General features: G+C 67.7%; 12 protein-coding genes and 1 pseudogene. 8 read left to right on the top strand and 5 right to left on the bottom strand.

Going from position 1 to position 21,989, the window contains the following annotated elements; genetic code table 11:
* Window positions 1-2,182, top strand: a 2,182-nt coding sequence (gene mads2 / locus AOK08_RS17600; protein ID WP_157876711.1) for a methylation-associated defense system DNA methyltransferase MAD2, incomplete at its 5' end; no start/stop codon positions are given.
* Entirely contained in the window at window positions 2,179-3,618 is a 1,440-nt protein-coding gene (gene mads5, locus AOK08_RS17595) for a methylation-associated defense system restriction endonuclease subunit S MAD5 (RefSeq protein ID WP_055526656.1), read from the top strand. The genes mads2 and mads5, both read left to right, overlap by 4 nt.
* 70 nt (window positions 3,619-3,688) lie before the next feature.
* On the opposite strand, the gene AOK08_RS43270 is transcribed toward mads5, so the two are convergent.
* Window positions 3,689-3,898 (bottom strand): DUF397 domain-containing protein, encoded by a 210-nt coding sequence (locus tag AOK08_RS43270; protein WP_079054093.1) that lies wholly within the window; start codon window positions 3,896-3,898, stop codon window positions 3,689-3,691.
* Window positions 3,877-4,725, bottom strand: coding sequence for a helix-turn-helix domain-containing protein (locus AOK08_RS17590; RefSeq protein WP_055526654.1), 849 nt, complete (start codon window positions 4,723-4,725; stop codon window positions 3,877-3,879). The genes AOK08_RS43270 and AOK08_RS17590 overlap by 22 nt, the downstream gene beginning before the upstream one ends.
* 160 nt (window positions 4,726-4,885) lie before the next feature.
* On the opposite strand from AOK08_RS17590, the gene AOK08_RS47400 reads away from it, so the two are divergent.
* From AOK08_RS47400 to mads8, 4 genes are all read left to right on the top strand, one after another.
* Window positions 4,886-5,248 carry a hypothetical protein gene (locus AOK08_RS47400; protein ID WP_055526651.1) on the top strand — a complete coding sequence of 121 codons (363 nt, stop codon included), beginning with the start codon at window positions 4,886-4,888 and terminating at the stop codon, window positions 5,246-5,248.
* A gap of 157 nt (window positions 5,249-5,405) precedes the next feature.
* Window positions 5,406-9,635 (top strand): methylation-associated defense system protein kinase MAD6, encoded by a 4,230-nt coding sequence (gene mads6 / locus AOK08_RS17580; RefSeq protein ID WP_055526649.1) that lies wholly within the window; start codon window positions 5,406-5,408, stop codon window positions 9,633-9,635.
* Window positions 9,635-11,329, top strand: a complete 1,695-nt coding sequence (gene mads7 / locus AOK08_RS17575; RefSeq protein ID WP_055526645.1) for a methylation-associated defense system protein MAD7 — start codon at window positions 9,635-9,637, stop codon at window positions 11,327-11,329. The genes mads6 and mads7 overlap by 1 nt, the downstream gene beginning before the upstream one ends.
* Before the next feature lie 8 nt (window positions 11,330-11,337).
* On the top strand, window positions 11,338-16,866 hold the full coding sequence (mads8, locus tag AOK08_RS47395; RefSeq protein ID WP_055526642.1) for a methylation-associated defense system ATP-binding protein MAD8: 5,529 nt from the start codon (window positions 11,338-11,340) through the stop codon (window positions 16,864-16,866).
* A gap of 74 nt (window positions 16,867-16,940) precedes the next feature.
* On the opposite strand, the gene AOK08_RS17565 is transcribed toward mads8, so the two are convergent.
* Genes AOK08_RS17565 through deoC form a run of 3 tightly spaced genes read right to left on the bottom strand, consistent with a single transcriptional unit; the run spans window position 16,941 to window position 20,276 of the window.
* On the bottom strand, window positions 16,941-17,846 hold the full coding sequence (locus AOK08_RS17565; protein WP_055526640.1) for an aldehyde dehydrogenase family protein: 906 nt from the start codon (window positions 17,844-17,846) through the stop codon (window positions 16,941-16,943).
* The gene (locus AOK08_RS17560; protein ID WP_055526638.1) at window positions 17,839-19,311 is read right to left on the bottom strand and encodes an aldehyde dehydrogenase family protein; all 1,473 of its coding nucleotides are present in this window, start codon (window positions 19,309-19,311) and stop codon (window positions 17,839-17,841) included. Before AOK08_RS17560 ends, AOK08_RS17565 begins: the two co-directional genes overlap by 8 nt.
* 5 nt (window positions 19,312-19,316) lie before the next feature.
* Window positions 19,317-20,276 (bottom strand): deoxyribose-phosphate aldolase, encoded by a 960-nt coding sequence (gene deoC, locus AOK08_RS17555; protein WP_055526661.1) that lies wholly within the window; start codon window positions 20,274-20,276, stop codon window positions 19,317-19,319.
* A 241-nt stretch (window positions 20,277-20,517) separates the two neighbouring features.
* Between deoC and AOK08_RS17550 the strand changes: the two genes are divergently transcribed.
* Window positions 20,518-21,171 carry a PH domain-containing protein gene (locus AOK08_RS17550; protein WP_055526634.1) on the top strand — a complete coding sequence of 218 codons (654 nt, stop codon included), beginning with the start codon at window positions 20,518-20,520 and terminating at the stop codon, window positions 21,169-21,171.
* Window positions 21,172-21,176: 5 nt separating this feature from the next.
* Window positions 21,177-21,989 (top strand): annotated as a pseudogene (locus AOK08_RS17545) (hypothetical protein); the annotation flags it as partial.

Raw genomic sequence — 21,989 nt, 5'->3', positions numbered from 1 at the left:
GGCGGTGAGCGGGGAGGCCGGCTCGGGGGAGAGCGCGGGGCCGCGCAAGCTGCAGGACGATGAGATCTTCGACTACATCACCGGCTACAAGGTGGTGAAGCTCACCGAGGCCGAGAAGGTGCGGCAGCACATTGCCAGGGTGCTCGTCCGCCAGTACGCCATCGACCCGGACGACATGGTGGCCGACTTCCCGATCCCTGTGGTGAACGAGAAGACCGGCCGCAAGTCCCGGCGCCGTGCGAGCATCGCGATCTTCGAGCACGGCGCGCCGAAGGAGTTGCAGTACGTCCGCCGGATCGTCGTCACCAAACCGCGCCCCAACGACAGCCGTACCGTCTCCAAGATCCGTACGTTCGCTCACGCCAAGGAACAGGTCGACGAGGTCGCCGATCTGATGCACGGGGCAGGACCCGACTGTGCGTTGGGGCTGTGGACGGACGACAAGGACCTTTACTTCATCCGCCGCGACCCCTCCCGGTTCGAGGACGAGTACCGGGCGATGGCGAACTGGCCGCGCGGCGACGCCACGCTCTTCGACGCCCAGGGCAATGCCTCCTCGCTCGCCACCATGCGCCGGGCCGACGAGGCGATGCTGAGGTTTGCCTTCCGCCGCTGCCACAACTACATCCACGGCAACGAGGGCCTGCCCAAGGACGCCGCCTTCTGGCAGTTTCTGTACGTCCTGTTCGCCAAGCTCTATGACGAGCGTCTGGTGCGCGAGGAGGGGCGGGAGTCCCGTTTCTACGTCGACTCTGACGACCTTGCCGAAGCCGCCAACAACGATGCGGGCAGCTTCACAGTCGCCGCCCGCATAAGGGAACTCTTCGACGAGGTCAAGGAGGTCTACGCCAAGGAGAAGCTGTTCAACGAGTACGACCGGCTCACCCTCGGCCCTGGCGCCCTTACCTTCATCACCGGCGAGCTGTACACCTACAGCATCCACGACACCTCTCTCGACGCGCTCGGCACCGCCTACCAGGAACTCGTCGGTGACAACCTGCGCGGTGACCGCGGCCAGTACTTCACTCCGAACGGCGCCGTGCGGCTCATGGTCGAGATGCTCGACCCCGAGCTGCACCACACCGTCTTCGACCCGTGCTGCGGCACCGGCGGCTTCCTCCGCGAAACCCTGCTGCACGTGTTGCACAAGGAGTGGATGCCCAAGGACGAGAAGTCGCTGTCCGTGCAGGAGCGGGCCCGGTTCGAGACCAAGCGCCGTGGCGACCTTGGCGCGTATGCCAAGGACCGCGTCTACGGCACTGACTTCGACCCCTTCCTAACCCGGGCCGCCGCATTCGGCGTGATGATGTTGACCGACATCGCGGGCAACACGTTCCAGCTGGACTCCCTCGGCTTCCCCCGGATGGGCAGTCTGCCGGGTGTGGAGCCCGCCATGAAACACCTGCACCGCATTCGTCCCGGCGAGGTCGATGTTCTGCTCACCAATCCTCCCTTCGGCACCGACATTCCCGTGACGGGGCCGGTCCTGGACCTGTTCCGCGAGGAAGAGTCCGGCGAGGAGAAGCACAAGAGCATCGCCTACGGCTGGTCCCGTCAGGAGGACGGCACGCTCAAGCGCGGCAAGCCAGCCGCCTCTGTCGCCCCAGAACGGCTCTTCGTGCAGAAGGCGGTCGAGTGGGTGAAGCCGGGCGGTCGCATCGGCATCGTCCTGCCCAACGGCATCCTCTCCAACCCGGGCCCCGACGACGAGGCGGTACGGCAGTACATCCTCGACGAGTGCTGGGTGATGGCGAGCATCGAACTGCCCGTCGAGATCTTCGTGGTGGGCGCCGGCGTCAACATCCTCACCACCCTGCTCTTTCTGCGGAAGAAGACCGAGCAGGAGAAGCTTGAGGAACGGCTGCACGGGGAGCTCGACTACCCGGTGTTCATGGCCGTCGCCGAGAAGGTCGGTTTTGACCGACGCGGCAACCCGCTGCACGTGCGCGATGCTCGGGGCGACCGAGTGGTTCAGGAATACGAGGAGACGGACGAGATCGTCGTCAAGAACGTCGCGGTGGAACGCCGGATCAAGCGGCGTGACTTCATCATCGACAACGACCTGATGTCCCTGCGGGACCGTAACGAGCGCCATGACCGGCCCAGCGTCATCACCGAGTACCACGCGTTCCTGGACCAGCATGGCCACGAACTCCCTTGGAACAAGGGGGAGAAGGCGTGAAGGTCGCCGAGGCGGGCAACCCGGCCAGGCGGGGGTGGCTGAACAAGCAGGGGTTGCGGTTGGTTGCGAAGCCGTATCTGTCGGGGGCGTTTGCCACGGAACGGTTGCTGGAGCGGCTGTCGGTCGAGAAGGTGCCGCTGAAGGATTTGACGGGTGGATCTGACGGGGGCATCGTCAGTGGCCCGCTCTTCCGACGGGTGTATGTCACCGACCCCGCACATGGTGTGCCGTTCGTCGGCAGCAAGGACATGCAACTGGCCGACTTCACAACGCTGCCTCTGCTGAGTAAGGACGACGCTGAGTCGAAGCTGGCCAGCCTGAAGCTCAAGGCCGGGATGACCCTGATTTCCCGGTCGGGGTTCAATGCCGGAAGGCGGGGTTATGTACGTCCCGATATGGCCAGCTTCTGGTCGTCGGAGGACGTCATCACGGTCGAGCCCGACTCCGGGCGAATCGCTCCTGGGTATCTGTACGCCTTCCTGAGCAGCCGGTTCGGTGAGGTGCTCGTCAGGGGTGGGGTGTACGGATCAGCCGTCAGGCACATTGCTCCGGATCACGTTGGTGAGATTCCCGTGCCACGCTTCGGGGATGCGGCGGAGAAGAAGATCCACGAACTCGTTCAGGAGGCCGCTGAGTTGCGGGCCGCCTTCCAGGAGGGGCTCACCGAGGCGACGCGGGATCTGTTCAGTACGGCCGGGCTTGAGGACTTGCTCCACCTCAAGTGGCATGCGCAGGGGCGCGACTTGGGGTTCGTGCGGCGCGGGCTAACGGCGACGACTCTGCGGGCGCTCAACTTTCAGCCGCGGGCTCAGGACATTCTCAAGCGGTTGGGTTCGGTGGAGCATGTGACGTTGGAGAAGGTCTGTGAGGGGGGCGCGTTGGGATCTGGCGTGCGCTTCAAGCGCATTGACGCCGAGCCCGGCTACGGTGCCGTACGCCTGATCGGCCAGCGTCAGGCGTTCTGGCTGCGACCGGAGGGGCGTTGGATCAGCCCGGAGCAAGCACCGCCGGGCATCTTTGCCTCGGACGAGACGGTGATGGTCGCAGCGCAGGGAACCCTGGGGGAGAACGAGGTGTTTTGCCGCCCATTCCTGGTTACAGGTTCCTGGCTCGACCACGCCTACAGCCAGCACTTCCTGCGAGTTGTCTCCGGTGACTCGCGCTTCGCAGGGGCCTACTTGTTCGCATTGCTCCGGTCGGAGCCGGTGTTCCGATTGCTCAGATCCATGTCCGTCGGCGGCAAGCAACAGGACATTCACGAGGATCTGCGCAAGGGCATCCCTGTGCCGGTTCTGACGGAGGCCGACCGCGACCGCATCGCTGCGACCGTCCGTGCAGCTTACAAGAAGCGCGATCAAGCCGATGTCAAGGAGGACTTGGCCCTCGCCAAGCTGGAGGAAGCCGTGGTGCTTCACTCGGGCGCCGCGACCAGCTGAGCTCGCGGCTGGACCGGATGTTCCATGACGGGCCCTGGAACACTTCCAGGGCCCGTCATGCGTATCCGCCTTAGAGCGAGCCGCCCTTGAGTCCATTGACGAACCGCTGCCATGCCCTGTGGTTAAGCATTAGGACAGGGCCGGTGGTGTCCTTGCTGTCGCGAACGGGGACCACGCTGGGGTAGGTGTCGGCGATTTCAACACATTCATCCCCCTGCTGATTTCCGCTGTAGGAGGATTTGCGCCAACGGGCGGTGCTCAGGTCCGGGCTGAGTCGCATGGCTTGTACTTCTCCATCGTCGCTTCGATCAACGCCGCAGAATCCCTCGGCGGCAGGGCGCAGGCTTTCATGCGATCGTACTCTCGCATACGCCGCATGACGGTCTCCCGGTCGTCGAAGATCTCTCCGTTCCTGGGGCCCTCCTGGTACACGGTGGTGGAGTTGTCCGGAAGCGTGAGCAAGATGAGCGTGCCGTTCATCAGGGCGCACGCGCCCGACTCGAACGGGACCACTTGGATTGTCGTGTGGCGCGTGTTCGTCAGTGGCAGCAGTGCCGCGAGCTGCTCGCGCATTACCTCCAGACCACCCACGGCCTGCCGCAGGGTTGCTTCACCGAGGATCCACCAGAAGTCCGGCGTAGTGTCGCGCCGCAGGACTTCCTGACGGCCCAGGCGGGCCGCGACCAAGCCGTCGATCTCCCTGGGGCTCAATCCTGGATCGCCCTCGATGAACAGCGCCTTCATGTATGCCTTCGTCTGGAGCAGGCCCGGGATGATGCTCGCGCCGAACGCCTGAATCCGGGCCGCCTTCGCCTCCAGTTCCAGGCAGTGATCAAACCGCCGAGGCGTGTGCTCCCGCTTCACCGCGCCCCACAACCCCTGGAACAACTCCCCCGTCCCGAAGGCCACATCCAGCTTCTCCGAGATCGGCGGCAACGGGAGCCGCTCCCCTGTTTCCACCCCGTGCAGGTGTGTCTTGCTGTAGTTGACGACGTCCGACAGGCGGTCGAGCGAGAGGCCGGCGATCTGGCGCTGGCGGTGCAGTTCGACGCCGTAGAGGTCGCGTGCGGAGAGGGTGGGGTCGAGTTCGCGGGCGGGGTGGGCCATGGCGGTGCTCCCTTGTCCGTGTTGACGTGCTGTTCCGCATCCCTGGTGGGGACGCGATCACCCTGTCCACGGTAGTGGCGCACGGTGACCATGGGGGCACGAAAAGTGAAATCGCCAGGTGGGGGCCTGCAATGCCCCAACCCCACTCCAGGAGGCACAGTTGACCCGCCCGACCCCGCTCACTAACCCCGGTCAACCCGACCGCGCGACCGTCACCGCCGCCGCGCAGGCCCACGCCGAAGCCACCCGCGAAGCCCGTGCCGCCCGCGAGCCGAGCCGCCTCCCCGTCGGTCAACTCGCCTACGACACACGCCGCGAGCGGCAGGGCATCGTCATGGATCACCTCGACGGGCTCGTATGGCTGCGTCGGTGCGGAGGCGGCGTGGAGTGGACCGCGCGTCCCGGTGACGTCGAGCCGTTGGGCGCTGACGGCATCGAGGGAGGCGGCTCGTCGGGCGACGACGAGTTGCTGCGTGCCCGGGTGGCTGTGGCCAATGCCCGGAGTCGGGGGGAGGTCCTGTGATCGTCGGGTGACTGGTTTTCGGGGCGTTGTCAGTGGAGCGTCCTATTGTGTCCGGTGACATGTGAAGGCACATGTGACGGCGTATGGCCGTGGGCGTACCGGGGCTCGTGAGCCGGGTGAGGTACGCGGATGGTGGTGTGAACGGGGGAGCGGGGCGATGGCACGGATCATTCCGATCGGTGAGCCGGCCAACGAGGCCGAGCGCATGGTGCTGCGCCATCTGCGGGAGCACGCGCCCGACGAGTGGATCGTCGTGGCCAACTTCGAGTTGCCGTACGGACCCGGGCGGCCGATATTCGAGGTGGACCTGGCAATCATCACCGACCACGCCGTGTACCTCGCGGACACCAAGGGTGTGCACGGCCGTGTCGAGGTGCGCGGTGGGCGCTGGTATCCGCAGGGGGCGCCGTTCGCCAGTCCAGCGCGCAAGATCCGTAATCATGCGAGGGTCGCCGCAGACCTGCTGGCGCGGTCACGGACCGGTGGCGGTCGGCTCGGGTCGGTGTGGTGCGAGGGGCTGGTGATCCTGCCGTACCTGGGCGCCACGTTGCACGATCCCGACGGTCGCGACGAGCCGAGCACTCTCCACCTCGACGACCTGGTGCCCTTCCTCCAGCGCCACCGGCCGCCCGGCAACAGGCCCACCGGGGACATCCCGGCGTTGCGCGCGGACCTGGCCCGTGTCTTCCAGGCGGAGACCCGCCCGCCGTCCGGCAAGCGGCGTTTCGGTCACTACGAGGTCGTGGAGACCCTCTATGAGGCCGACCCCGCCGAGTCGTCCGAGGAGGACGAGGATCCAGCCCGTCGCGTCTCCGTGTACCGGGTGCGGCTGGCGGACCAGCCGCAGTCGGGGACGTACATCCTCCAGGCGCACGCCGTCGACCCCTTACTGCCGGACGGCCAGCGATCCACCGCGTACGCGCGCATCGGCAACCCCATCCAGGCCCTCAACAAGCTCCCGTCCTGCCCGAACATCGTCGCGTGCATCACGTCCTTCCCGCTGGACGAAGGGGAGGGCTACGCGGTCGTGTTGAAGGATGTCCTCGCGGGTGCGCTGCGGGTCAAACTCGACGCGAAGGGGCAGGGAGCGCTCGGCGCCGACGCGAAGCGGCGCATCGTCGACGGGGTGCTCAGCGGGCTCGCCGTCGCGCACGCCCACCGGGTGGTGCACCGGTATCTCAGCCCGGACACCGTGCTCGTCGGCCGCAACGGCGTTGCCATGCTCACCGGTTTCGACTACGCCCACCCAGGGCCTCCACGCCCGCGCGAACTCACCCGAGGCATGGAGGCGTACACCTACCAGCCCCCGGCATACCTCGCCCCCGAGTGCCACAGCAAGCCGGGTTCGTTCTCGCCCGCCACCGACCTGTACGCGGCCGGGGTGCTCTTCCACGAGCTCTACACCGGCGAGTTGCCCTCCCTTGAAGCGGGCGGCGTACTGCTCGACAACCTCGATGACGCCGACCGGCTCGACACCGAAGTCAAGTCGGTCATCCGGGGACTGCTGTCCGCCGACCCCGCCGACCGGCCGCTCGCTCGCGACGCAATCCGCAGGCTGGCCCTGGCTGACGCGGGCCGCTCCCGCGTCCAGGCGCGGCGGCCCGAGCGGGACGAGTCCGGGGACGCCTTCGACTGGGACAACCCGCACAGCTACGCCGACCTGCCGGAAGGCTTCCGCCTTACCGAGAAGTTCAGGGTGCGCGGCAGGCTGGGACAGGGCCAGTTCGGTGTCGTCTACCGGGTGTTCAACACCCTGGACGACACCGACGAGGTTCTGAAGATCATCACCAAGGATCATGAGTCCGTCGAGGAGCGACTCAGGGTTGAGTACCGCATCCTGCGCAAGCTTCCTCCACATACCAACCTCGTGCGTCTCATCGACGCCGAGTGGCTGCCCAAGAGCCGCTTCCCCTATCTGCGCATGGAATACGCCGAGGGGCAGGATCTGCAACGCGTCCTCGACCAGGACCGCACCCTCGGTCCGGCGGATGTGCGCAAGCTGCTTGACGACTGCCTGGCCGGCCTAGCCCACCTGCATGTCAACGGCGTCTTCCACTGCGACATCAAGCCCAGCAACCTGCTGTGGACGGCCGACGGCGCCCGCCTCCTCGACTTCAACGCGGCCGTGTCGTCCGACTCCACCCTCACCCCCACCCTCGGCTCCCCCCGATATCTCGCGCCCGAGGCCACCGGCCTGAAACGGCCCAGCCGGGAGGAGCTCACCGACCTCGATCTCTTCGCCCTCGGCATCTCCGTGTACGAGGCGCTCACCGGCGGCTATCCGTGGGACGGGCGGGAGAATCCGCCGCGCGGCGGGGAACCACTCGACCCACGGCGACTGCCCGGTCTCGCCGACCTCGACCCGGGATTCACGGCTGTACTGCTGCGTGCCATCGCCCCGCGCCGCTTTCAGCGCTACCGCGATGCCGAGGAGTTCCGCGCCGCGCTCGCCGCCGTACAGGAGGTACGTATCGTGCCGCGCGTTCCTGCGGTGCGGCATCACCCGACGGCGAGCGGCGGTGACACGGCGGAGGGAAGCAACCCCTTCGTCAGCCATCTGCAGACTCTCTACAGCCAGAGCGCCCGTACGAACGCGGGCACCCGCGGCTTGGATCCCGCCGGCTTCCCCCTGTACGTCGAGACTCGCCTCGACTCCCGGCTGCGCCCGGACATCCTCAAGGGCCACCACCGCCTCGTGGTCATCACCGGAAACGCCGGGGACGGAAAAACAGCCTTCCTTGAGCACCTCGCCGACGAGGCGCGCCGTCGCGGCGCGGACTTCGGGGAACCTCGCGCCAACGGTGACGACTTCACCCTGAGCGGCCGTTCCTTCCACACCAACCACGACGGTAGCCAGGACGAGGGCGACACTGACAACGACACCGTCCTGGACACCTTTCTCGCCCCCTACCAAGGGGCGGATCCTGCGGCGTGGCCCGACGGCCAGACCCGGCTCATCGCCGTCAACGAAGGCCGCCTCGTGGACTTCGCTACCCGGCATGAGGACCGCTATCCGCTGCTCGCGACCACCGTCCGGGAGGGGCTGGCCATCGGCCGCAGCGAACACGGCGTTGCCGTCGTCAACCTCAATGCCCGCGACGTCCTCGCAGACCCCGAGGGCACCGGATCGATCATGCACCGAATGGTCGCCGTCCTGACCGACGAACGGCGCTGGGAGGCCTGTGGATCCTGCACGCTCGCCCCGCGCTGCTACGCCCTCCATAACGCCCGGACCTTCTCCCACCCCACCGCGGGGGCACAGGTCACCGAACGGCTCTCCACGCTCTATCGCATGGTGCACCTGCGAGGCCGCCTCCACATCACCCTGCGCGACCTGCGGTCCGCGCTTGCCTACACCCTCACCTCGGGTCGCGACTGTGCCCAGATCCACTCGCTTTATGCGAGCGATGGACCCGAGGCGGCCCAGGACATCCTCGACAGCCTCTACTTCACCAGCTGGACTGGAACCCACACGGGCGAAAATGCCACCGGTGAGCCCCGCCCGGGCGAGCACGACCGCCTCCTCGGTCGACTGCGCGAGCTCGACGTCGCTGCCGTTCCCGACCCTCAGTTGGACCGGCGTCTCGACTACACAGGACCTGCCGCCGGACACACCCTTGTCTCCTTCGACCAGCGCGGCGATCTGGACGAGCGGCTGCTCACCGACAGCTTCCGCGCCCTGCCCCGCACCCACCTTGCCGACCGTGCGCAGATCTCCGCGCACCGCGCCTACCTCGCCGCGGCCCGGCGTCGCTTCTACTTCGAGAGCCTCGACGACACGCGTTGGACCGGCTTGCTTCCCTATCAGGCGGCTGACCGCTTCCTGCGTCTCCTGGCCGGCGGGCAGCCCGACCCCGAGGAGCTGGCCCGCCTCATTGAAGCGGTCAACCGCGGCGAAGCCCTGCCGCGTGCCCTTGGCAGAAAAGGCAGAGACCTCGCACTCCAGGTGCGTGCCGTGCCCGGCGGCAGTGTGCGCAGCCACCGGCTGTTTCCGGCCGACAGCTTCACCATCGCCGTCGCCCGACAGCCCTCGTCGCGGTACGTGGAGACGAGCCCGCGCGAACTCGTCGTACGGCATCACCCAGAGGACGGGCGAGCCCACCGTGCCCAGCTGACCGTCCGCCTCGACCTGTACGAGCTGCTCGACCGGTTGCACCGGGGGTACCAGCCTGGGGTGGAAGACCGCCAGGGGCAGAACCTCGCTCTGGCCGTTTTCAAGAACGCGCTGGCTGCTACCTCCTACCAGGAAGTGCTCCTCAACTCGCCCGGGTCGCCGCCCTACAGGCTCAGTCGACTGCCCGACGGCGCGCTGCGTCTGGCCCCCGCGCTGCCGAACGCAGATGCCCCCGAAACCAGTCCTGGACCGGACACCGAAGGAGCGCTCTGATGGCTCTGCGCCGACGAGACACCGAGTTCAAGCACCTCGGCGTTTCCTACCTGGAGTACAAGCGCGTACAGATGGACCGGGTACTCACCGGCTTCCTCATGCGGCTCAACCACAAGGGCCTCACCAGTCGCATGGTGCGGCGCAACGACCTGTCGGCGGCCGAGTTCGCGGGCGAGTTCACCGACGCGCGCCACGCGGACCGATTCCAGGGCTTCGCCGACCATCCGGAGATGTCCCGGCGGTGGGTCGAGACCCAGCTCTTGGACATGGTCAACCGCGGCAGACCCACCCAGGCGGTTGCCGGTCTGCGCCCTCTGCACGGTCTGACTTACAAGTTCCGCAATTACTACCACTCACGCCCGTACGGGGCCGACGCCCAGTTGTACGAGATGCTGCGGCACGCCCGTGGTCCATATGGAGAACTCGCGCTGGACCAGATCCGGAAGTTCTTCTTCACCGGGCTCGATGCCACCAGCTCCGTTCCGACCCAGGTGACCCCCATCGATGTTGAGACGCAGGCGGTCCTCCACCTCAACAGCCAGGTCAAGGCGGACAGCCCACACAGTGTCAAGGGCTGGTACTCCGCACCCCCGTTGTGTGTAGGGCAGGCCGACCTCCTCGCCGACGACGTCGTACGGTTGCTGTCCCTCAAAGACCTGCTGCCCCGCATCACCATGGTCGAATACCTGAAGATCCTTTTCGCCTTCCACCTCGCCCTCGGCCAGCTCAAGACGATGAAGCTGCTGCCCCAGGCCGTGGCACGGTCCGCGACCGACCCCGCCTGCGGGCACGATCGCTGCCCGGCCACTGCGGACGCACCCGATCCGCTCGCCGGGTGCCCCTTCCGTGTCGGGCTCTTCGTCGATGTCGCCGGAGCACCGGGTACCCCGGTCGCCGCTCTCGCTGAGCACAGCGCGGAAACCTGGCTGAGGCGCATCCCCGACTTCGTACGGGCTGCCTACACCGTCCGCAAGCTCGACGACTTCGCCGAACAACTTGTCGGCCAGGGCAAGGAGACCAAGCCGGCACGAGGGCATTTCACCGTGCCCGAGCTGCTGCGCTTCGGCACCGACGCCTACCGCAGGCTGCGCGACGAGTTCTTCAGCTCCCGGCTCACCTCGATCCTCGACGACACCCCGGTCAGTGAACAGCCTGAGGAAGTCCGGCCCTTGCTCGACGAAGCCATGGGGCTCGATCCCTTCGAGCGGTATCTGGAGCTCCTGATGGCCTACCGGGGCCGCTACCACCACAAGTACATCGTCGACACCATCGACGCCCTGCTGCTCAAGAGCAGGCCCGGCGCGGCCATCGCCCAGCCTCACCGCGGCCGTCGCCGCTTCGTGCTCGACAGCGCCCTGTTGGAGGTGCTGGTCCAGGTGGCGCTGCTGCGCCTGAACCCCCGCGGCAGCTCCTCCGCGTATACCCACCACACCGTCTCCCTCCGTCTCGACGAGTTCCTCGGCCTACTGCGTAATCGCTACGGACTGCACGTGGACCGGTTGCCGACGGGAGACGGCTTCGGTCCGGCGGGTCTGGACGAAGAGACGGCCCTACGGGCCAACACCGAGGCGTTCACCACGCGGATGCGTGAGATCGGCTTCTACGACGACCTCTCGGACGCCTATCTGACCCAGGTGATCACTCCGAGGTTCACGATCACTGAAGACGGCACGGTCACGGCAGGCGGAAGGTAGACGCGGACATGGCACGCGGACTGGTGGAGATCACCGAGACCGACTGGCGGCAGGCTCTCGAACACGTGATGCTGCCGCGCCTCGCCGACCTGTTGCGCGCCCGCGAACCAGGCCACTGCATGCGTGCCGGAGGGCTCGACGCCGAGCTTGCCGCCCGCCTCACCCGCGGCTTGCGCGCGGCGGTGCCCGACGCCCAGGTATACGTCCTCGCTGTCAGGGAGGAAGACGGCGACGACAGGTTCATCTCCAGCACCAAGCTCGTCGAACTTCGCAACCCCGACGAGCAGGGGCGGCTACGGTCGCCGCTGCTGGTGTTCGTTCCGCCTGGAACCAAGGCCAGCGCGGAGGACTCCTTCTCCGTTGCCACCTTCGAGGAGATCTCCCTCCGCGAAGTGCACACACGGCTCAAACGGAACTTGATCAAGGACGTTCCCGAGCCACTTCGCGCGGGCGTCGAGCAGCTGCTCGCCGAGATGTCCGACGCCGGTGACCGGACCGCAGCCCGCTATTTGCTCACCCTCAGGGAGAACGAGCATCACCCGGAGGCAGCCGGAGCAGCCGTTCACCTCCTGGGCCTCGTCCCGGACTTCCGACTCTTCACTGACCCCTCCCTCGTCGTCACGAAGACCCAGCGCAACCGGCGCACCGTCGAGAAGCTCACCGAGGGCCCCGCCACCGACAGGCAGCGCATCCTCGCCCTTGGCCTGCCGCGCAACTCGGCCGAGCACCAGCGCTTCACACGCCGCCTCGTCGACTTCGCGGCGGCGACGGGGCTGTCCGACCCACGGCACTGGTGCCGGGCCATTGCCGCGGATCCCGAGAACTGGCCGCTCGCCTTCCACCACTGGCCCCAGGAGAACGACCCGGCCGACCAGACCGTCCGCATTGAGGTCGACGATCTGACCGCCCTGCCGAAAGCCGGGGAGAACGCGGAGGACCAACGCAACCACCCCGCCCTGGAGCGCCTATTCGGCCAGCCTTACCTGCTGCCGGGAGGACTCTCGTCCCTTCCTGTCACGTTCTCCGTGGACCCCGATCCGCGCAGCATCCCGGGGATCAAGCGCTTCAAGGTCGAGATCTGCGCAGAGACCGGGGACGAGGACGACAGCGCTCCGCTAGCCAGCCCCACGGGGCTGACCGCGACCGTGTCCGTGACCACCAAGGCCAAGTCGGTGCTCAAGGCCGCAGTCAAACTCAAGAAGGGGCGCCGGAGTCCCGACTGGGAGGAGGGCTGGCACTTTGTTCGGGTCACTCCGCTCGACGGCAACGACGACCCGATGCCCCTCGCCTCGGGTGGAGGAACAGCGGGCCGCAAGCCGCACGAGAGCGACCGCTTCTACGTCATCCCTGACGGCGAGTTCGACGAGCCGCCCACCCAACGGGGTCACCACGCGCCCGGTCTTGCCCAGGCGATCAACCGGCTGCGCTTTACCGCACTCGCCGAGGGCCGTTCTCCCAGCCGTGTCCAGTACCGCGAGGTCGGCTGGGGACAGCGGAGCACCAGCCTCAAGACCCGATCCCTCCGGGCCTCGTTCGGGCCCGCCGGGCTCGTCACCATTGACCTGCCGAGGATCCTCACCGAGGCACAACAGCGCATCCTGCGCGAGCCGCACACGCTGCAGGGGCCGGAGATCGAGGTGGACGCGGCCGGGGTCGCCAGCCTGCCCGAACCCACTGAAGGCGCATCCGGCAGCCCCCTCGACGGCCCGTTGCACGACTACGCCCTCGCGCGGGCGGAGCTCTTCGGTCGCTTCGTCGTGCCGGACTCCCCCGACGGCACAGGAGACTTCCTGGTCGTGGAGGGCATGGACCCGCGCGCACTGAGGGATGTTGTGGAGGCGTACGGGGAGGCGTATCTGGCCGCTGTAACCGCCTGTGTGCGGGCCTTGGACCGGCCCAACACCCCCGACGCCGATCGGCGTCGGACCACGCTGCATCAGCTTCTGCGCACCGACACTCTCGCGGTCCGCCTCCACGACATTGACGGCAGTCGGCGGAGTCTGGTTCTCGTCGCACCCACCCACCCTCTGCGCATGCTCTGGTGGAGCGGACAGGCGGCACTGGCCGACCACTGGCTCGACAGGCTTCAGGGAGCTTCCAGCGGTCTGGTCAAGGCACGGCTGGACAGTCTGGAACAGCGGCTCGCCCCCTTGGGCTACCCGCTCGCCGTCCCGCTGGAATCCGGGGAACTCGCCTTCGCCAGCAGCCCGTTGACCGACTACTGGCAGGTGTGCCTGCCCAGCGAAGCCGACGATCCCCGCGAAGTGCTGGCGCGGGTGGCGGGGGCACTCGGTATCGACGCGGCAGCTGCAGCGGGCGGTGTGAGCGGTGACGAACTTGCCGACAGAGTGGAGAAGTACATCCGCCTCCATCCCTATGTCGACAGCCTGGTGATCAACGCGCTCGGCGCGGGACACGGTGAACTCCTCGCCGAAATGCTGGTCTCCCTCCAGGAGCGCCGTCACCTGTCCCACCTGCACTACACAGTCCGGCTCTTTGCCGCCGCGCCGGATGATCCGTGGACGGGTTCCGCGCTGACGGATCTGATGGCTCCGGCGAGCGGCTCCCGTTCAGCTGCCGCTGAGGCGTTCGCGACCCCGGGAGACCCTCTGCGGCCCAAGCTGTCGGTGGTGATTCGTGACGCAACGGAACTGCGGAGAGCGGCTGACGGCTTCCCCGCCCACCTCACCTTTCTCTTCAACCCCTTCGGAGGCGAGAGCCACGACATCGCGCCCGGTAGGGACGGCACCGGGCGGGTCGCCGTCCACGGACTCGTCCAGGAGATGGGCAGTTCATATCGGGAGGACGACGAGAACGCTGAGTGGACCCGACAGCCCCGGCACGGGGCCACCGACCCGGTGACGGGCGCCGAGACAACGGGTGACCTCTTGGCGGCTCTGCCCCGGGCGTTGTCCGCCGCCTTGGTCGCGGCCAGCGCGGGCGAACACCGGCCGGGCATGCTGCCGCAGATTACGGTTCGCCTCACTCCTGATGACCGTGCCCTTCTACACGACGTCCACCAGGTGAGCGACTGGGTCGTCACTGTGGACCGCACCCTCGGGGCCGAGTACTTCGATCATGGTCGACGCGGACGTTCCGAGTACGTTATAGACCACACAATCACGTCCCATGGCGGACTGGGACACCAGATCGTCGTCTCCTCACGGTCGTTGGACGAGATGCGCGCCCTCCTCGGGCCCGTCCTCGCGGACCGTGCTCTAGGCATCCCGGAACGGCACATTCGGACCTTCTTCGACCAGCTACGCGAGCTGTCCGGCAGCCTTGTGTTCAAGCTGGCGGCACTCGGTGAGAGTCAGCGCACCGAAGTCCTCGGCCTCGCCCTCGCGCGCCTCTATCTAGGGACACGCAAGGCACTGCGCAACCAGATCCTCGTGCCTATCGACACTCACCCTGAGCTCTACGACGAGGAACGCAGCCGAGCTGCGGGTGGAGATACGGAAGTCCGGCTGCACCGCACAGACCTCGCTCTGTTCGATCTCGATGCCGAGCGGCGGACCATCGTCTGCCGACTGCTGGAGGTCAAGTGCCACACAGGCGGTGGCATCGGCGCTTACCAGGCCAAGCGGCAGCAGATCATCCGGCAGACCGAAAACACCGAGCGAGTTCTCGCACGACGGTTCGATCCAATCCATGGGCGTGCCGATCGTCCGCTTCAGAACGTGGCGCTGCGGGCAATGCTGGACCAGTACCTCTCGCGTGCGGGACGGTATGGCCTCTTCGATCAGCAAGCAATGGACGAGGCACGTTGGCTTCTGGAACGCCTTGATCACGGCTACCGCCTCGAATTCACCCGCAGCGGCCTCGTGTTCGACTTGTCCAAGGAGGGACTTGACGCCGACCATGAAGACGGAGTGGCGTTCCATCGAATTGGCCGTGACCACGCGGTGGGGCTGCTTGACGCCATAGCGACGGAATACCTTCCTGCTTCGGGAGACACCGCGAAGGATGAGCTTGTACTGCCAGGCCTTGAGTTCCTCGGCGGGGCGGCCGACGATTCCAGCTTTGCCGGGGCTACCGTTCAGCTGCGCCCCCGCCCGCGTACCAGGGGCATCCCCGAGGAACCGGCTCCCTTGGCCGACGATCCGGACGAAGACGCGCCTGAGTTGCCGGCGACCCATAACGGCGACGTAGCGGCGCAGGATGCCCGGACGCCACTCGAGGTGCAGGACACGGCCGGGCAGGGCAACTCCGAGAGTTCTGCTGCTGTGATCGACGAGCCGCAGGCCGGCACTTTGCCGCCGCAAGAGGGCATGTTGGTGGAGGAAGCAATCGGAGAGCCCGGCCCGGAGAGTGAGGAAGGCAGGGTTTCGGAGACTGGGCATCCGGATATCGTCCTCGGCGTTTCGCGGCCGTCGCAGCAGTTCGGCCTGCTCGGTATGAGCGCAGGGCGCAGCGTCGCCCTTGATCTCAATGAGACCCACGCGATCAGCCTGTTCGGCGTGCAAGGCGGTGGTAAGAGCTACACGCTGGGATCAGTGCTGGAGATGGCGAGTCTGCCAGTGTCAGGAGTCAACCGGCTGGCGAGCCCGCTGGCGAGCATTGTCTTCCACTACAGCGAGACCTCGGAGTACGAGCCCGAGTTTCTGAGCATGATTCACGCCAATGACGACGAAGGGCAACGGGACGCCCTGCGCCGACGTTTCGGGGCACAGCCTGCCGGCCTCACAGATGTCGTACTGCTCGTTCCCGAGGAATACGTGGAGGAGCGTCAGGCCCAGTACCCGGGTGTCCTCGTGCATCCGCTGGCCTTCGCTGCCTCGGAACTGAAGATCGCTCACTGGAAGTTCCTCATGGGGGCGGTCGGCAACCAGTCCGGCTATATCCGGCAGATCGGCAGGATCATCAAGGCAAACCGCTCCGACCTGACTCTTGATGCGGTCCGCCGTGGGGTCGAGGAGTCCACACTAGATGAGCATCTGAAGAGAAAAGCCAGGGAACGGCTCGATCTCGCTGGCGACTTCATCGATGATTCGGTGCGTCTCAAGGACCTTGCGCGTCCTGGGCGCCTGATCATCGTGGACCTGCGCTCCGACGACATCGAGAAGAGCGACGCGCTGAGCCTGTTCGTCGTCCTGATGCACCTGTTCTCGGAGGCGACTGATGACGGCCGTCCCTTCAACAAGCTGGTCGTTTTCGACGAGGCGCACAAGTACGCCGACAGCGGCGATTTGGTGACGGGACTCGTGTCCAGCGTGCGCGAGATGCGCCACAAGGGCATGTCCGTACTCGTCGCCAGTCAGGATCCACCGTCCGTGCCGTCCGAGCTCATCGAACTCTCCACCCATATGGTGCTGCATCGGTTCACCTCACCGGCGTGGCTGAAGCACTTGCAGAAGGTCAACGCGGCGTTGTCGGGGCTCAACCCCGAGAAGCTGGCGGCGCTCAGACCGGGGGAGGCGTATGTGTGGTCGGGGAAGGCGACGGATGAGGCATTTGTGAGAGGGACGGTCAAGGTCGACTGCCGACCGCGAGTGACACGGCACGGGGGAGGGACACGGACCGCTCTTGGTCGGTGAGAAAGAGGCTGATGCAGGAGGCCGCGCCTTCCCGGACGAGGGGAGACGCGGCCTTCGGTTTCACCCGGCGAGGGTCAATACGAGGAACCGCCGGCTCCCAGTGAGCCCGTCGGGTGCCAGACCGTCTTTGTTTCCAGGAAGGCGGTCATGCGTTCGGTGCCCGGGGTGGTGAACCAGTGTGCGTTGTCCACGGATTGTGGACGCAGGACGCGCTTGAGGTTGTCCGCCGCCGCGATCTCCAGTTCCTTCGCGAGGACCTCGTCCGCGCCCGCCAGGTCGATCGCGTTGACGTCCTGGTGCGCGGCCAGGGGCGGGGCGATCTCCGCCGTACGGCCGGAGAGGATGTTCACCACTCCGCCGGGTACGTCCGAGGTGGCCAGGACCTCGCCCAGGGAGAGCGCGGGGAGCGGGGACTTCTCGCCGGCGATCACGATCGCCGTGTTGCCGGTGGCGATCACCGGGGCGAGCACCGACACCAGGCCCAGGAACGACGACTCCTGGGGGGCGAGGACCACGACCACGCCGGTCGGTTCGGGGGAGGAGAGGTTGAAGTAGGGGCCGGCCACCGGGTTTCCGCCGCCCACCACCTGGGCGATCTTGTCGGTCCAGCCCGCGTACCAGACCCAGCGGTCGATCGCCGCGTCCACCTGGGCGGCGGCCTTGGACTTCGACAGGCCCTCCGCGTCCGCGACCTCCCGGACGAACTGCTCCCTGCGGCCCTCCAGCATCTCGGCGACGCGGTAGAGGATCTGGCCGCGGTTGTACGCCGTGGCCCCGGCCCAGCCGCCGAACGCCTTGCGCGCGGCGACGACCGCGTCACGGGCGTCCTTGCGGGAGGACAGGGGCGCGTTCGCCAGCCAGTTGCCCTTCGCGTCGCTCACCTCGTACACCCTGCCGCTCTCGGAACGCGGGAACTTCCCGCCCACGTACAGCTTGTAGGTCTTGAAGACATTCAGACGCTCATAGGTGCGCTCAGACATCGAGGTACGCCTCCAGGCCGTGGCGACCGCCCTCGCGGCCGAAGCCCGACTCCTTGTAGCCGCCGAACGGCGAGGTGGGGTCGAACTTGTTGAACGTGTTGGACCAGACGACGCCCGCCCGGAGCTTGTTGGCCACGGCGAGGATCCGCGAGCCCTTCTCCGTCCAGATGCCCGCCGACAGGCCGTACTGGGTGTTGTTGGCCTTGGCGACGGCCTCGTCCGGGGTACGGAAGGTGAGGACCGAGAGCACCGGGCCGAAGATCTCGTCACGGGCGATGGTGTGCGCCTGGGTGACGTTCGTGAACAGCGTCGGGGCGAACCAGTAACCGGCGGACGGGAGTTCGCAGGCCGGGGACCAGCGCTCGGCGCCCTCCGCCTCGCCCGCCGCGACGAGCGAGGTGATACGGGCGAGCTGCTCTTCGGAGTTGATCGCGCCGATGTCCGTGTTCTTGTCCAGCGGGTCACCGATGCGGAGGGTGGAGAGCCTGCGCTTCAGGGAGTCCAGCAGCTCGTCCTGGATCGACTCCTGGACCAGCAGCCGGCTGCCCGCGCAGCAGACCTGGCCCTGGTTGAAGAAGATGCCGGTGACGATGCCCTCGACGGCCTGGTCGATCGGCGCGTCGTCGAAGACGATGTTGGCGCCCTTGCCGCCCAGTTCCAGCGTGACCTTCTTGCGGGTGCCGGCGATCGTCCGCGCGATCTCCTTGCCGACGGCCGTCGAGCCGGTGAACGCGACCTTGTTGACGTCCGGGTGCGCGATCAGCGCGGCGCCCGTGTCGCCGTATCCGGGAAGGATGTTGACGACACCCTTGGGCAGGCCCGCCTGGCGGCAGATGTCCGCGAAGAACAGCGCCGAGAGGGGAGTCGTCTCGGCGGGCTTCAGGACGACCGTGTTGCCGGTCGCCAGGGCCGGGGCGATCTTCCACGCCAGCATCAGCAGGGGGAAGTTCCAGGGGATGACCTGGCCCGCGACGCCCAGGGGGCGGGGTGCGGTGCCGAAGCCCGCGTGGTCGAGCTTGTCGGCCCAGCCCGCGTAGTAGAAGAAGTGGGCCGCCACCAGGGGGAGGTCCGCGTCGCGCGTCTCCTTGATGGGCTTGCCGTTGTCGAGGGTTTCGAGGACGGCGAGCTCTCGGGAGCGTTCCTGGATGATGCGGGCGATGCGGAAGAGGTACTTGGCGCGCTCGGAGCCCGGGAGCGCCGACCACTTCTCGAACGCCTTCCGGGCGGCCTTCACCGCGCGGTCCACGTCCGCCTCGCCCGCCTGGGCGATCTCGGAGAGGACCTCCTCGGTGGAGGGGGAGACCGTTTTGAAGACCCTGCCGTCGGCGGATTCGACGAATTCGCCGTCGATGAACAGGCCGTAGGAAGGGGCGATGTCGACTACCGAGCGGGACTCGGGTGCCGGGGCGTACTCGAACGCGGAGGCGAATGCCGATACAGGTGCGGGTGTGGGTGCGGATGCCATGGTGATCAGTCCACCGTCACGTAGTCGGGGCCGGAGTAGCGGCCCGTGGTCAGCTTCTGGCGCTGCATCAGCAGGTCGTTCAGCAGCGAGGAGGCGCCGAAGCGGAACCAGTGGTTGTCCAGCCAGTCCGCGCCCGCCGTCTCGTTCACCAGGACGAGGAACTTGATCGCGTCCTTGGTGGTGCGGATCCCGCCGGCCGGCTTCACGCCCACCTGGACGCCGGTCTGCGCACGGAAGTCGCGTACGGCCTCCAGCATGAGGAGGGTGTTCGCGGGCGTCGCGTTCACGGCCACCTTGCCGGTGGACGTCTTGATGAAGTCCGCCCCGGCGATCATGCCGAGCCAGGAGGCGCGCCGGATGTTGTCGTACGTCGACAGCTCGCCCGTCTCGAAGATGACCTTGAGCCGGGCGGACGCCCCGCAGGCCTCCTTCACGGCGACGATCTCCTCGTACACCTTCAGGTAGTTTCCGGCGAGGAACGCGCCGCGGTCGATGACCATGTCGATCTCGTCGGCGCCGGCGGCGACGGCGTCACGCACGTCGGCCAGCTTGACGGGGAGGGCGGCGCGGCCGGCCGGGAAGGCGGTGGCGACCGACGCGACCTTGACGGTGGAGCCGGCGACGGACTCCTTCGCGACGGCCACCATGTCCGGGTAGACACAGACGGCGGCCGTGGCGGGGGCCGTGCGGTCGGTCGGGTCGGGGCGGACCGCCTTGGCGCCGAGCGACCGGACCTTGCCGGGGGTGTCCGCGCCTTCCAGCGTCGTCAGGTCGACCATCGAGATGGCGAGGTCGATGGCGTACGCCTTCGCGGTGGTCTTGATGGAACGCGTGCCGAGGGAGGCCGCGCGGGCCTCCAGGCCGACCGCGTCGACGCCGGGCAGCCCGTGGAGGTAGCGGCGCAGCGTGCTGTTGGACGTGGTCACGTCCTTGAGCGGGAGTGCGGTTGATGCAGTGGTGGGCATGGTCACAAGCCGAGCATATCTACGCGCGTAGCGGCTGTACAGCCCGGGAAAAGGGTGGGGGTGGGTTTGTTTTCGCCCCCGCCGCCCTTACCCGTTCCCATCCCGTTCCTGGGGGCTGCCGCCCCCGGACCCCCGCTTCGGCCCTGGACGGGCCTCGTCCTCAGGCGCCGGACGGGCTGGATGTGCCTGGGTGGACGGGGCCAGGCAGGTGGCGTTCGGGGTGTCGGGCAGAATCGGGGGTATGTCGAACCCGGACCATCCGTCGCCCGCTCAGGGATCCGCGCAATCCGTGCTGCCCGATCGGGCCTACCGGTCACCCTCCTCCCTCGTGGCCGGAGTGCTGCTGCTCGGGATCGCGGCCTGGCTCGGCGGTGACGCGTTGTTCGTCGGCCATGGGCGGGCCCCGTGGCTGGCGCTCGCCACGCTGCTCTGCGCCGTACCGCTGGTGATCGCCTTCACCCTGCGGCCCGTCGTGCTGGCCAACGACGACCGGCTGCGCGTACGCAACCCGTTCCGGGTCGTCGAGCTGCCCTGGGGCACCGTCGCCGGGTTCCGGTCGGGTTTCTCGAACGAGGTCGTCGCCGAGTCCGGCGCCAAGTACCAGCTCTGGTCCATCCCCGTCTCGCTGCGCGCCCGCAAGCGGGCCAACCGGGCCCAGATGCGCGAGGCTCGTGAGGCCAGTGGCATCGGTGGTGGCGGTCGGACGCCTCTGGTGCCGTCCGGTCCTACCCGCGCCCAGACCGACCAGATCATGGACGACCTGGGCCGGCTGTGGGAGGCCCGGGAGAAGGCGGACACCTCTCAGGGCGAGGTGACCGTGAAATGGGCGTACGAGATCATGGCGCCCGCCGCCGCGGGCGCTGTCCTGCTGGCGATTCTGCTCGCGGTCGGCTGACCCGCGTGCCCCTCCCCGACGAGGCCTTGCGGCTGCCCGCCGCCGCCATACCCGACGGCTGCCGCGACTGGACCACCGCTCGCGCGGCGGCCTGGTCGGCCGCGCTGCCGCCGCGCTGGACCTTCCTGCGGGTGCGCCGCTCGGTCGCGGCCGGACTCGCCACCCTTGTGCTGTGCGTGGGCGCCCTGGTCGCGATGGCCGGCGGTCTGTGGCCGTTCGTCGCCGCCGGGTTCGCCGTGTACGTGCTCTGGGTGCTCGCCAGGCCCGAGCTGGTGTGGGTCGGCGCCCCCCTGCTGCTGCTCGCCCTCGCCGCCGAGGCCTCCTCGAAGTCATGGGCGCTGACCGGCTTCGGAGTGGTGGTCGTGCTCGGCTCCTGGGCTGTCGTGGCCGTACGGCTGCGGGCGCGCGGTGAGCAGTTGGAGCGGGCGGTGGAGGCCGCCGGGGGCGTCGCCGCACCCGTGCCGTACACCGGGGCCCCGCTACGGCGTGGGCGGCTGCTGTTCGTACTGGGGTTCGTCGTACTCGTACTCGGCGCGCTGGCGGCGAGTACCGCCGGTCTCTGGGGCTCGGCCGGGGACCAGGAAGGCGCCTGGGTCGTCACCGTCTTCCTGACCGGCCTCGCGGTGACCGCGCTCACCTCGGCCTGGCTCGGCCGGCAGCGGGCGGGCGCGCTGCGCGGGACCCCGGTGCCGGTACTCCGCGTCCTCGTACGGGACGACACACAGGGCTGCACGGAGGTGTACGCCGCCGACGATCTCAGCGCCGAGCGCCCCCTCTTCACCGTCGACCTCACCTCGTTCGACGAGGACGAGGACGAG

The organism is Streptomyces graminilatus (genome assembly GCF_001418565.1).
Classification (GTDB): domain Bacteria; phylum Actinomycetota; class Actinomycetes; order Streptomycetales; family Streptomycetaceae; genus Streptomyces; species Streptomyces graminilatus.
Note: the sequence above shows the minus strand (reverse complement) of the source record. Positions and strands in the feature narration are given on the sequence as shown.

Excerpts from the sequence above, each read along its gene's own strand:
- mads6 (WP_055526649.1), top strand. The coding sequence starts at position 5,406 with ATGGCACGGATCATTCCGATCGGTGAGCCGGCCAACGAGGCCGAGCGC.
- AOK08_RS17565 (WP_055526640.1), bottom strand. The coding sequence starts at position 17,846 with ATGTCTGAGCGCACCTATGAGCGTCTGAATGTCTTCAAGACCTACAAG.
- AOK08_RS17560 (WP_055526638.1), bottom strand. The coding sequence starts at position 19,311 with ATGGCATCCGCACCCACACCCGCACCTGTATCGGCATTCGCCTCCGCG.
- deoC (WP_055526661.1), bottom strand. The coding sequence starts at position 20,276 with ATGCCCACCACTGCATCAACCGCACTCCCGCTCAAGGACGTGACCACG.
- AOK08_RS17550 (WP_055526634.1), top strand. The coding sequence starts at position 20,518 with ATGTCGAACCCGGACCATCCGTCGCCCGCTCAGGGATCCGCGCAATCC.
- mads8 (WP_055526642.1), top strand. The coding sequence starts at position 11,338 with ATGGCACGCGGACTGGTGGAGATCACCGAGACCGACTGGCGGCAGGCT.
- AOK08_RS43270 (WP_079054093.1), bottom strand. The coding sequence starts at position 3,898 with ATGCGACTCAGCCCGGACCTGAGCACCGCCCGTTGGCGCAAATCCTCC.
- mads7 (WP_055526645.1), top strand. The coding sequence starts at position 9,635 with ATGGCTCTGCGCCGACGAGACACCGAGTTCAAGCACCTCGGCGTTTCC.
- AOK08_RS17590 (WP_055526654.1), bottom strand. The coding sequence starts at position 4,725 with ATGGCCCACCCCGCCCGCGAACTCGACCCCACCCTCTCCGCACGCGAC.